Source organism: Halarcobacter ebronensis (genome assembly GCF_013201825.1).
GTDB classification, from domain to species: Bacteria; Campylobacterota; Campylobacteria; order Campylobacterales; family Arcobacteraceae; genus Halarcobacter; species Halarcobacter ebronensis.
In genome coordinates, this window is record NZ_CP053836.1 from 203,292 (window position 1) to 215,102 (window position 11,811).

General features: G+C 28.6%; 13 protein-coding genes. 4 read left to right on the forward strand and 9 right to left on the reverse strand.

From position 1 onward, the window contains the following. Positions 1 to 246 precede the first annotated feature (246 nt). On the forward strand, positions 247 to 1,215 hold the full coding sequence (locus AEBR_RS01090) for a DNA adenine methylase (RefSeq protein WP_172658832.1): 969 nt from the start codon (positions 247 to 249) through the stop codon (positions 1,213 to 1,215). A gap of 21 nt (positions 1,216 to 1,236) precedes the next feature. Here AEBR_RS01090 and AEBR_RS01095 read toward each other — a convergent pair whose 3' ends face one another. Beyond that, entirely contained in the window at positions 1,237 to 2,370 is a 1,134-nt protein-coding gene (locus AEBR_RS01095; protein WP_129086088.1) for a tyrosine-type recombinase/integrase, read from the reverse strand. Between the two features lie 330 nt (positions 2,371 to 2,700). Here AEBR_RS01095 and AEBR_RS01100 point away from each other — a divergent pair, with 330 nt between their 5' ends. Further along, positions 2,701 to 3,129, forward strand: coding sequence for a MarR family winged helix-turn-helix transcriptional regulator (locus AEBR_RS01100; RefSeq protein WP_129086089.1), 429 nt, complete (start codon positions 2,701 to 2,703; stop codon positions 3,127 to 3,129). A 70-nt stretch (positions 3,130 to 3,199) separates the two neighbouring features. Next, positions 3,200 to 3,586, forward strand: a complete 387-nt coding sequence (locus AEBR_RS01105; RefSeq protein WP_129086090.1) for a cupin domain-containing protein — start codon at positions 3,200 to 3,202, stop codon at positions 3,584 to 3,586. A gap of 30 nt (positions 3,587 to 3,616) precedes the next feature. Here the strand turns inward: AEBR_RS01105 and AEBR_RS01110 are convergent, their stop codons facing one another. The 8 genes from AEBR_RS01110 to AEBR_RS01145 all read right to left on the reverse strand — a co-directional run bounded on the left by AEBR_RS01110 (position 3,617) and on the right by AEBR_RS01145 (position 10,645). Then, positions 3,617 to 4,162: an Hsp20/alpha crystallin family protein gene (locus tag AEBR_RS01110; RefSeq protein WP_129086091.1), complete on the reverse strand. Its 546-nt coding sequence runs from the start codon at positions 4,160 to 4,162 to the stop codon at positions 3,617 to 3,619. A 98-nt stretch (positions 4,163 to 4,260) separates the two neighbouring features. Next, positions 4,261 to 6,231: a sensor histidine kinase gene (locus tag AEBR_RS01115; protein ID WP_129086092.1), complete on the reverse strand. Its 1,971-nt coding sequence runs from the start codon at positions 6,229 to 6,231 to the stop codon at positions 4,261 to 4,263. Then, the gene (locus tag AEBR_RS01120) at positions 6,231 to 6,794 is read right to left on the reverse strand and encodes a hypothetical protein (protein WP_129086093.1); all 564 of its coding nucleotides are present in this window, start codon (positions 6,792 to 6,794) and stop codon (positions 6,231 to 6,233) included. Before AEBR_RS01120 ends, AEBR_RS01115 begins: the two co-directional genes overlap by 1 nt. A gap of 5 nt (positions 6,795 to 6,799) precedes the next feature. After that, positions 6,800 to 7,969 carry a formate-dependent phosphoribosylglycinamide formyltransferase gene (purT, locus tag AEBR_RS01125; protein WP_129086094.1) on the reverse strand — a complete coding sequence of 390 codons (1,170 nt, stop codon included), beginning with the start codon at positions 7,967 to 7,969 and terminating at the stop codon, positions 6,800 to 6,802. A 9-nt stretch (positions 7,970 to 7,978) separates the two neighbouring features. Beyond that, complete coding sequence (locus AEBR_RS01130; protein ID WP_129086095.1) at positions 7,979 to 8,713, reverse strand: glucosaminidase domain-containing protein; 735 nt, start codon at positions 8,711 to 8,713, stop codon at positions 7,979 to 7,981. 3 nt (positions 8,714 to 8,716) lie between these two features. Continuing rightward, the gene (gene dapF / locus AEBR_RS01135) at positions 8,717 to 9,460 is read right to left on the reverse strand and encodes a diaminopimelate epimerase (protein ID WP_129086096.1); all 744 of its coding nucleotides are present in this window, start codon (positions 9,458 to 9,460) and stop codon (positions 8,717 to 8,719) included. Further along, entirely contained in the window at positions 9,457 to 10,047 is a 591-nt protein-coding gene (gene coaE, locus AEBR_RS01140) for a dephospho-CoA kinase (protein WP_129086097.1), read from the reverse strand. Before coaE ends, dapF begins: the two co-directional genes overlap by 4 nt. A 55-nt stretch (positions 10,048 to 10,102) precedes the next feature. Continuing rightward, positions 10,103 to 10,645, reverse strand: a complete 543-nt coding sequence (locus AEBR_RS01145) for a spermine/spermidine synthase domain-containing protein (protein WP_129086098.1) — start codon at positions 10,643 to 10,645, stop codon at positions 10,103 to 10,105. Positions 10,646 to 10,798: 153 nt separating this feature from the next. On the opposite strand from AEBR_RS01145, the gene purM reads away from it, so the two are divergent. Next, on the forward strand, positions 10,799 to 11,794 hold the full coding sequence (gene purM, locus AEBR_RS01150) for a phosphoribosylformylglycinamidine cyclo-ligase (RefSeq protein WP_129086099.1): 996 nt from the start codon (positions 10,799 to 10,801) through the stop codon (positions 11,792 to 11,794). Positions 11,795 to 11,811: the final 17 nt, after the last annotated feature.

An 11,811-nucleotide genomic window follows, 5' to 3' on the forward strand; every position in this document is an offset into this window, starting at 1 on the left:
ATATTTATTAATTATTAAATAGCCAAATTAAACTATATTAGTCTAAATTAAATTATTTTTATTTAAATGAGACACTTGAGAGACATTGTTTTGATACTATTTTAATTTTAAAGAACTTATAGAAAGATAGAGTTAATAATGGAAAAATTTAAAATGAGTATATAGATAATGTGATAAATGAATTAAGAAAGAGAATAAATAATAAAATATATACTTATTCAGTTTTAGCTCCCAAAGGTTAAAGATATGAAAAACATAATATGTGATAGTAATGTGTGGTATGATATATTAAGTGGTAATTCAAATATATTAAATACATTAAAAGCAACAGGTGGAAAATTATGTGTAACGCCAATTAATATTTTAGAAATAGCATCAAAAGTAGATTCAAATAATTTCAACTATAGACAAAATGTGGCAAAAGCAATTATGGATTATGCCGATAGATATTTAATGTCTAATGAAGTATATCTAGCTAGATATTGGGGTTTTAAAGTTAATGATGAAGTGCATTGGAAAGAGGCCGTATTAACTTTATTAAGAGCACCATCTTATAATGATTTAGTTAATGGATATATTGATCCAATTGATAATGTAAAAAGAAAACAAGATTTAAAACTTCTTGAATCTTGGAGAGAATATCATTATAAGGATTTTAATACAGGTATTATTAATGCTATACAAAGTATTCATCCTAAATACATGGAAAGAAAAGCAGATGGAAATTTAAAAAAACATAAAAAATCAAAAAATTTATTTGAGGTTAAAGAAGAAGACATTGGTGCTTCAATACTTGCATGTTATGAAAGAGCAAAAGTTGTGGCAAAGGATAATAGAATTAAAGAATTATCCAAATATAAAGATAAAGTTTTATTCATTGAAGAAGGTAACTATTTAGAGGTATTAAAAAATAAAATGGAAGACATCACAGAAGAAACATTTATTTATTTTGATCCACCATATGTCAATAAAGCAAAAAATCTTTATAATTTTTATTTTATGGAAAATGATCATATTATTTTAAGAGATTATATAAAAAAACTAAAAAGTAATTGGCTTCTCAGCTATGATTATGATACTTCAATTGAAAACTTATATAAAGATTCAAAAATTTTTCAAAAAGGATGCTTTGAAGTCACTTATACTATTTCTGAATCAAAAAGAAATAAAATTAAAGAATTTTTAGCAAGTAATATTAATCTTTCGGATTTGTAAATTAGTTATAATATTAGCTTTTCATTTGATTTTTTTAAAAATCAAATCCACCATATCCCTACCACTATCAGGAGATAATTTAGCATATCGCAAAGTCATATTTATATCTCTATGGTTCATTAACTTTTGAATAGTATAAATTGGAGTTCCTTTTATTGCAAGATTACTTGCGAAACTATGCCTAAAAGTATGTATTACAACTCTATTTTTTGAATCTTTTACATCTAACCCATCATTAAATAATCTATCAAGTATGGGTTTTAATCGTTTTTGAATTTGACTAATTGAAATAGGTTTGTTATTGATCTGCAGTATATTATCGTTAGCTTTTAAGGTACTAATATGATCTTTTAGTATGGTAACCATATCAGTAGTTATAAAACCTTTGTATGTACTCTTATTTTTAAAGTCTGTAAGGGTTATAGTTCTATTATTTAGATCTATATGCTTTTTTTGTATATTGATTATTGTTGTAGCTCTACCACCAGTTGAAAGTGATAGTAAGCAAAATAAATAGAGCAGTTTATTGTCTTTAACTTCATTAATTAAAGTTTTTATCTCTTCTGTACTTAAAAACCTTTCTCTTTTATTATCAATTTTTAGTTTTTTTAGATTTAGTATAGAGTTAGTACCTTTATACAGTTCTTTAGTTATTGCATAGTTAAAAATAGTACCTAAAAGAGTAGTTATATGGTTTACTGTTTTGGGAGCTAGAGTTTTAAGTTTTTCATGTTGCAGCTTTTCTATATCTTGAATAGAAATTGTATATAAAAGCTTATGATCAAAAAAAGGTTTTAAGTGAGTATCATATCTATATTTCTCATTTTGATTACTTCTAGCACTATTATGGACTTCTCTATATTCAAAATACTTTGTTGCTACTTGACCTAGTGTTAGCTTAGATTTTGTTTGTCTATTTGCAATTTTAGGCAGTTCTTCTCCATGTCTAATTTTATGTAATATTTCATTTCTTTTTGCATTACAAAGATTAACATTATATCCCTCTGATAGTTTTCCTACTCTAAGTTCTCTATCTTTTAAAAATTCATCTTTATATCTAATATAAAATGTTTTGTCAGCTCTTCCATTAGTTGTAGTCTCAATATAAAAAACACCTGCATATTTTGTTTTTTGTCGTTTATATGTTCTACCCATTTTTACCCTTTTATTTCCCATACAAAATGACTATATATGAGATAAATTATAGTTGAATGATATAAGATTAAATATTTGTAATTACTTTAAAAAGCCTATGATATAAGACTTTGAGCTAATTTGATAAACGATGATATAAGTTGATATATTTATGGCTTGTTATTTCGGCCCCGGTGGTTGTGGGTTCGAATCCTACCAGGCGTGCCATTTTTATTGTACCTACCTAAAATACGAATTTTCAAAGTTTTTAAATTTTAATTGTTCCAATTTTGTGCTAAATTTTTTTATAAAAATCTTGACAATATTTAGATATCTAACTATAATTCCAATATGAATCATAGAAAAATAGTTTCACTTTCTAGTAAATTAAGTGACAAGGCAAACAAATTTATCATATCAGAATTAAAACAAAATGGGCTTAGTGATATTGCTCCTAGTCATGGGGATATCTTAGCTATTCTTTTTGATGGGAAAGCATATGAGATGGGTGAGATTGCTAAAAAGATATATAAAACAAATGCAACAGTCTCAGTTCTTGTAGAAAAGCTTGTAAAAGCGGGATATATAGACAAAATCAAATGCGATGAAGATGCAAGAATATCAAGAGTCTCTTTAACTTCTAAAGGGTTTGATTTAAAAGAGATTGTTGACCTGATTTCTGTTAAGCTTAATAATAAAGTTTGTAAAGGTCTTAGTGAATCAGAAGCCATGCTTTTAGAAATTTTATTAGAAAAATCTATAGAGAGTTTTGATAAGTAGTTAATTAAAAAAAAGTGAAAAAATTTTATTCTATTATTTAGATATCTAAATATTTATAAAGGATTAGAAAATGAAAAGTTATGAGTTAGTATCATTTGGGAATGAGTTAGAGTCAGGGAGAGTTGAGCTTCATGATAAATTGAACTTAACAGGAGCAGAAGTATCTTTTAATAATCTTCCAAAGGGTGTAAGTGTACCTTTTGTACATAAACACAAAGAGAATGAAGAGATTTATGTGGTATTAGAAGGAAAAGGATTTTTATACATAGATAAAGAAGAAATTGAGATTAAAAAAGGTGATGCTTTTAGGATTGATCCAAATGGTGCAAGATGCATAAAAGCTAGCGATGAATCATCTTTATACTTTTTTTGTGTACAAGCAAAAGTAGGAAGTTTAAAACAGTTCACAAGAACTGATGGATTACCATGTGAGGATGAAAAACCATCATGGCTTTAAAATAGACGTAGGAGAAAACTCTCCATACGTCTAAGAGATAGTTATTTTCTTAATATCTTTTTTTTCAATTTGTAGTTTTGGTATCTCAATTGAAAGAACACCATCTTTAAATGATGAGGTAATCTCTTCAACATTTGCATTATTAGGAAGATTTAGGACTCTTTTAAAAGAACCATAAACTCTCTCAACTGCATAGAAATCATGTTCTTTTTTGTGTGATTCTTGTTTTTTTTCACCTTCAACTATTAGCATATCATTTTCAATATGTATATTAATATCTTTTTTTTCAACACCAGGTAACTCTATTTGAATAAGATATTTTTCATCTTTAGATGAAATGTCTAAAAAAGGTTTTAGCATAGTTGTTCCAAAACTATTATTTTGAGATGGTTGAAATAGTGATGAAAGATTTCTATGAAAACTGTTAAAGAGCTCATCTAATTCATGATGTAAAGTTAAATGATGACGACTTGGAATTTTTGTTTCAAGAGTAGTTTTATTTTCTGGAATAATATTTACATTTGCTGATTGTTCGTTTTTAAACCAATTCCATGGAGCCAATTTAGATAAATTCATAATTATTACCTCCTGTATATAATTAAAGAAATAATTATAGCACCAACACTAGCACTTGTCAATAATAAGTGCTAAAAATAGATAGAATTTTATTATTTTTATTTATTATGAATAGGAACAATAATTACAAATTTTGCGCCAGTATACTTTTTATCATCAACAGTATAGGTCTCATTATTAGCATAGATATAGCCATGAAGGTGTTTTACAATAATTTGATAGGTCATATAAAGACCAATTCCAGTCCCTTGTGTTTGATGTTTAGTTGTAAAATAGGCATCAAATATTTTATCAATTATATTAGAAGATATTCCCCCTGCATTATCTTTTATTCTTATATAAAGATAATCTTTATTATTTTCTAATTGAAAGTTTTGATTTTTGATAATAAGATGATTGCTATTTTGCCTATTAATAGAGATAAATATTTTTCTATTATCTTTATTATTATCCAAATCTTTTAGGGCATCAACAGAATTATTGATTATATTTATTAGTGCTTGAATCAACTCATTTTCATAGGTTTCAAACTCAAACTCTTCAAGTTCAGTTTCAAGTTCAATATTATGATTTTTTAATCTTCCTTCTATAAGCTTAATTGCTTTTTCATACATTGTTTTGCTATTTACAACAATCTCTTCTTTATTAGGATTAAAAAAACTCCTAAAATCATCAATTGTTTTTGATAGATATTGTGTTGAATCCAATATGGCATCAATTGAGGCTATTTTTGATTTTTCAGTTGAAATTCCTAGTTCATCTTGAAGTTTCATTCCACTAGCAGCTGTGCTAATTAGATTTAACGGTTGTCTCCACTGATGGGCAATATTACCTATCATCTCTCCCATAGAAGCCATTTTTGATTGCTGATATAAGATTATATCTTTATTTCTATTTGCTTGTAACTCTTTTTCAATTTGTAACTTATATTCATCAAAAAATTTATTTAAAATTTTTGAAATATATAGTGCTATAAAAATAAGTATAATTGAAAGAAATAAACTAATTAAAACGATTCTTTTATAGGTTGAATTATTTATTTTTTCCAATTCTATTGATTTTTTTTCCAAATAATCATACATATCTTTTGTATAAAATCCTGAGGCAATTGCCCATTTCCAGTCTGATAATCCTAATACATAGGTAATTTTTTCAGCTGGTTTATTTGTTGCAGGCATAATTGTGCCAACATATGAAACATAACCTGGACCTTTTTTAGCTTGTTCTATAATTGTTTTTGTAATATAAACACCATTGCTATCTTTTAAATCAATTCGATTTTGACCCACATAAGATCTTTTCACATGGGCCAATTGTTTCCCTTCATAATCAAAAACAAAAACATAACCATTCTCTCCAAAAGTGACATTTTGAATATATTCAAGAATTTTATTTTTTGTATATTCTTCAAAATCTGAACGGTACTCAGCTGTTCCAATAAAAATATTTAGGGGTTTAAAAAGTCTGTAAAAGGCAACTTTTTCATATTTTTGTTTTGTGTCTTTTGGTTTGTACCACTCTATTTTTGTAAAAGTTTTATCCTCTTTTTTTAGAATATTTATTACTGTTTTAAGAGTATTTATTGTATTTGATTCTGTCTTTTTGAAGATATTAATCCCTTCATAGTTGGAATTAATTGGATGCATAACAATATCCCCATTCATTCCTGTAAGAGTAAAATAACCTCTATTATCATTAAATCTTACACCCCTTAAAGATTCTTTTACAATTTGTAAAAGCTCTTCTTCTCTTTTATTTGGAAATTTTTTATAAATATTATCTATTGTTAAATAAGCCTCATTGACTCTTTGTTCTAGACTCTGCCTCAATTGAATTTCAAGAGTAACCCTCTCTTTATTTATTAAATCAAGAATTTTTTCCACATGAAGTTTTATATCTTGTTTATTTGTTTTTATATAGTTCTCTTTATAAAACTCCAAATCTTTTTTTAGATTACTTTCATTTTGATAATAAACTAAAGAGTTTACAATGATGGCAACAATAACAATAATAATAATTGGGGAGTATTTTACAAAAGATAAGAGTTCTCTCTCATTTTTAATAAACATCAATCTTCTAAAACCTTTAATAACTCTTCATAAGCTCTATTTGATAAGATATTTTCATATAGATTTACATCTACTTTAAAAAGTTGTTTACTCTCATATTGAAGCTCACTGGCAACTTTTGAATAATCAACTCTGATTTGCGTATATAAGTTTTCTGAATCTTTCCAAAATCCGTCAATTTTACTAGCTTTCATAGAGCTAATAGCAACTTGTTTTGCTGCTTTTTTTAAATCATTTTCAAAGATTGAACTCTCTTTTGTTTTTTCTAAATACTCTTTGTAGATAGCTAGTGTTTTTACATAGATTTTTCTTGATAGATTGTTTCCTGCAATAATTAAGGCTTTTCTTTTTAAAATCTTTTCATCTTCATTTTTTAGAATTTTTGAAATTCCCATTGCGTAAATAGTACCATCTTTATTTGGTTCTTCTAACCATAAAGGTGCATCATCTGGTATTTCAATTTGTTTCAATCCATTCTCTGTTGAATCAGAAAATGGATTTATAGATGAAAAACAACCACTAAATTGTAGTAAAAAAATTGATAGGAAAAGAACTCTTAGCATAAATTTTAATAATCTGAAAATTTTTTTATTAACTCTTTAGCTTTGTCAAGGGCATTTTTACTTGAAGATTTATCAAAAGTAAGTGCAACCGCCATTCTTCTTCCCTCATGTGATTGAGGTTTACCAAAAACTCTAATAAAACTATCTTTTGTAAATACAGAATCATCAACTTCAATAACAGGATTAAAAGTATCAGCTTTTGCTTTATATGCAGCACTTGCCCCACATCCATAATCAATATAATCAAGTGGAAGACCTAATACTGCTCTTACATGAAGTGCAAATTCACTTTGAGATTGCGTTATCATAGTAACCATTCCCGTATCATGCGGTCTTGGGCTTACTTCACTAAAATATACTTCGTCACCTCTAATAAATAGCTCAACCCCAAAAATACCTCTACCACCTAAACCATCAGTTACAGTTTTAGCTATCTTTTTTGCTTTCTCTTTTGCAATCTCTGTCATCTCCATTGGTTGCCAAGAGAAGATGTAGTCACCATTTTTTTGGATATGTCCAATTGGTTCACAAAATACTGTTTGAGTCTCATTTCTAGCTGTTAACATTGTAATCTCATAATCAAAAGTGATAAACTCTTCAACTATAAGTTCACTTGCATCTCCTCTTGCCTCTTTCGCAAGTTCCCAAGACTCTACTAAATCTGATTCATTTCTTGCAATGCTTTGACCATGTCCAGATGAACTCATAACTGGTTTAATAACACAAGGGAATCCTATCTCTCTTGCAGCTATTTCAAGCTCATCTAAGCTCTTTACAAATTTGTAAGCACTTGTTGGAAGATTTAATGTTTCAGCAGCAAACTCTCTTATGTTTTTTCTATTCATTGTTTTATTAACTGCTTCGGCATTTGGAATTACATGAAATCCCTCTTTTTCGGCCTCGAATAGAGCCTGAATATTTATAGCTTCTACTTCAGGTAAGATATAATCAGGTTTCTCTTTTCTAATTACATCTAAGATCTCTTCTTTATTTTTCATATTTATTGTATAAGCTCTGTTTGCAACTAGATGTGCAGGTGCATTATTATATGAATCTACAGCAATTGTCTCAATACCTAATCTTTGAGCCTCAATTATTACCTCTTTTCCTAATTCTCCGCTTCCTAAAAGCATAATTTTTGTTGAATTAGATTTTAATGGTGCAGCAAATTTCATTGTTTACCTCTATTTTAAATTATTTATTTTTTCATGAAAATTTTTATCAATTTCAATTAGATTGTTTTTTCTAATAACTGAACGCAAAATTTTAACATATTCGTAACCTATAGCAGAATATTTTGTCATTGTTTCACACAATTTTAAACCGCTTATAAGTGATCCATTTATCCGCGCCTCTCTTCTTTTTATTCTAAATTTAGCATAGGCAACGGTTCTATTTAAATTTAACATATATGCAGCAATTGAAGCCTCTAAGTTAGGAAAAACTCTTACTAAATGTTTTTTCCCTTCTTCTCTTTGCAGAGGAAGCATTCCTATTTTAGCATTATATGTCCAGTGACCAAAAATATTGTTGGCCTCTTTAAAAAATCTGCTTTTCCCCCAGCCACTCTCTGTTGCAGCTTGAGCCAAAGCTAATGAGGGGGGAATTATATCTATTCTTACCAAAAACTTAGGGTAATCGAATAGATTCTTTATCTTATATTTTTTTTGAAGATCTTGCAACCTTTTATAAGAAGGGGTTCCCTCCACAGGTTTTGGAGCATTTACTAGGTTTTCTATAAAAAGTCTATCAGCTAATATTTTCATATTTTCATTCTCTATTTTTGGAATGAAGTATTTGATAAAATATTTTTTAGCCTCTTTTGTTGACAAGCTGTAGTATTTTTTTGGAAAACCTGTTTGTGCATAAATTGAAGATGAGAAAAAAAGTACTAAAAGAAAGCTACAAACTATCTTCATATATTAACCTAAAGTTGCAGTGAAAACTCTTTTTACTGCCCCTTGAAAATATATTTTATCTTCAACTTTTGAGATAATCAACTCTTCATTACTTTTTGGATATACAAAAGTTTTGTCTCCCACAAGTTTTAGTTCATTTGCTCTTAAAAAACAAGCAACCATTCCAGTTCCACAAGCTAATGTTTCCCCTTCAACTCCTCTCTCGTAAGTTCTAACTCTTATTTTCCCATCTTCTATTTTTGCAAAGTTTACATTTGCATTATGTTCATATCTCATTTTTGCACACAAATCATGGTTAAATTTTTCTAAATCATCCACAATGGTTACCAAATGAGGAACTCCAGTATCTATTTTATACCAAGAAAAGCCCTCTTGCTCAAAACCTTCATCTAAAACTGTTGGTTGAGTCATTTGAGTTTTTACAACATCTTCACTGATAATCTCTGATTCAATAACTCCAGCTTCAGTCAAAAATTTCATTTTTGATGGGGCAAGATTGTTATTGTATGCATAGTGTGCAACAGCTCTAGTTGCATTTCCACACATTGCTGCATTACTTCCATCATTGTTATAAAATCTCCATCTGAAATTTGCACTATCACATGGAAGTAGGGCAACAAACCCATCTGCTCCAATTCCCTCTGTTCTATTACATAGTTTTATTGCATCTTGCGTAAAATCCCTATCTACAAATGAGTGAAAAATCACAAAATCATTTCCACTTGCAGAGTATTTTGCATATGTCATAAAATCTCCTTTATAATTCTCTCTACCTCATTTTGTAGATTTTTAAGATTAGTTGAGTTATCTATTACAAAATCAGCCAACTCTTTTTTTTCCTCTATATCCATCTGATTAGATATTTTTAGTTTTGCTTCTTTTTCATCTATATTATCCCTTTGCATTAGTCTTTGAACTTGCAACTGCTTAGGAGTATAGATAACTAAAGATTTAGAAATAGGGTAGTGCATCTTCTCAAAAAATAGAGGAATATCAATAAAGTAAGGTTTGCCTTGCTCTTCAAAGACTTTGGACTCTTTTTCTATCTCATCTTTAATCAAAGGATGAAGTAGAGCCTCAAGTTTTAGTTTATTCTCTTCGTTTGAAAATATAATTTTACCTAACTCTTTTCTTAGTACTTTACCATTTTCTACATACTCTTCACCAAACATTGAAGCTATCTTACCACTATTTTCGTCTAAAAGACGATGGGCAATCTTATCTGCATCAATTGTTAAAAAGCCGTGAAGCTTAAGTAGATTACATACTGTACTTTTACCTGTGGCAATTCCACCTGTTAGTGCAATTGCATGTTTAAATAAATCATTACTCATAGCAGATATTCTACTAAAATAATGATTTATCTTTTATTATTAAATATATTTGAGCTTATCTTTTAGCAATTCCAGTTAGTGCTCTGTGTTGTGAAGCAGGGAAAATAAATGATGAAGTATGTATCTCTGTTGAGTAGTATTCAAGGTCATTTAATAAATCTGATCTTTGAAGAATAATATCAGCTGTTGGGTGATATTTTTTAGAAGCTAAGATTGCTGTATCATGACCAAATCTAAAAGGCATAGCTATCCAGAAGTTTTCTCCAACTAGCTCTAAATCTTTTTTTAGACTCTCTTCATCTTTGTGGAAGCTCTCTGTCTTAAAAGTAATCAAACCATCATCTTTTAAAACTCTTTTTATATTTGCTACTACCATCTCATCAAGATTTATATCAGTTAGAATAATTACATCAATATTTTTTTCATTTTTAGAATTAAGCGTTTGTAAATCTACAAACTCAACATTTGTTTGATGTTTTAAAGCCTCATTTTTTAGATTTTGTGAAGCTGCCCCTACAATTAGAACATTTTGTGGGTCTTTATGGGTGCATAATGGAACATGTACCATCATTTCATTAAAAGTTTGATTCTCTCTCATTTTATACAAGTCCTTATAATTTATTAAAATTTCGATATAATACCACAAAATTTTTAAATATCAAGGGTAGAGAAATCTTGCTTTAGAATTTAAGCAACTTTTAATTACCTTGACCTAAATGGTATCATTTCAATCAAAAAAATAAGGAAAATAATGGCTACTGTAAGTTACAAAGATGCTGGTGTAGATATTGATGCGGGAAATCAATTTGTAGAGAATATTAAACCATATGTAAAATCAACTAAGATTCCAGGAGTATTAGGTGGAATAGGTTCTTTTGCAGGTGCATTTGAGTTACCAAGTGGATATAAAAATCCAGTGCTTCTTTCAGGAACTGATGGTGTAGGAACAAAACTAAAACTTGCAATTGATTCAAAAAAGTTTGATACAGTTGGTATTGATTTAGTTGCTATGTGTACAAATGATTTATTATGTAACTTTGGTGAGCCTCTATTCTTTTTAGATTATTATGCAACTGCAAAACTTGAAGTTGAGGAAGCAACAGCTGTTGTAAAAGGTATAGCAGAGGGTTGTATTAGAAGTCAGTGTGCATTAGTTGGTGGTGAAACAGCTGAGATGCCAGGAATGTACAAAGAGGGTGATTTTGACTTAGCTGGTTTTTGTGTTGGAATTGCAGAAAAAGACGAATTAAATAGAGTTGAAAAAATAGCTGTTGATGATGTATTAATAGCACTTCCTAGTTCAGGTATCCACTCAAATGGTTTCTCTCTTGTTAGAAAACTACTTTTAGAAAAACTTGGTATGACTTTAGAAGATGAATTTGATGGAAAAATTCTAAAAGATGTACTTTTAGAGCCAACAAGAATTTATGTAAGAGAGTTCAAAGCAAACAAAGATAAAATTAATGCATTAGCTCACATTACAGGTGGCGGAATTACTGAAAACCTTCCTAGAGTTCTTCCTGATAATTTTAAAGCTGTAGTTGATAGAAGCAAAATCAAAGTTCTTCCTATTTTTGAATTTATGTCTCAATTTGTTGAAAAAGAGGAGATGTATAGAACATTTAATATGGGTGTTGGTATGGTTTTAGTTGTAAACCCAGCAAATGTTGATGCAATCTTAGCAAACACTGATGGTTATGTAATTGGTGAAATTAAAGAGGGTAAAAAATGTGTTGAGTTTATTTAAACTCAACACTCCTTTTG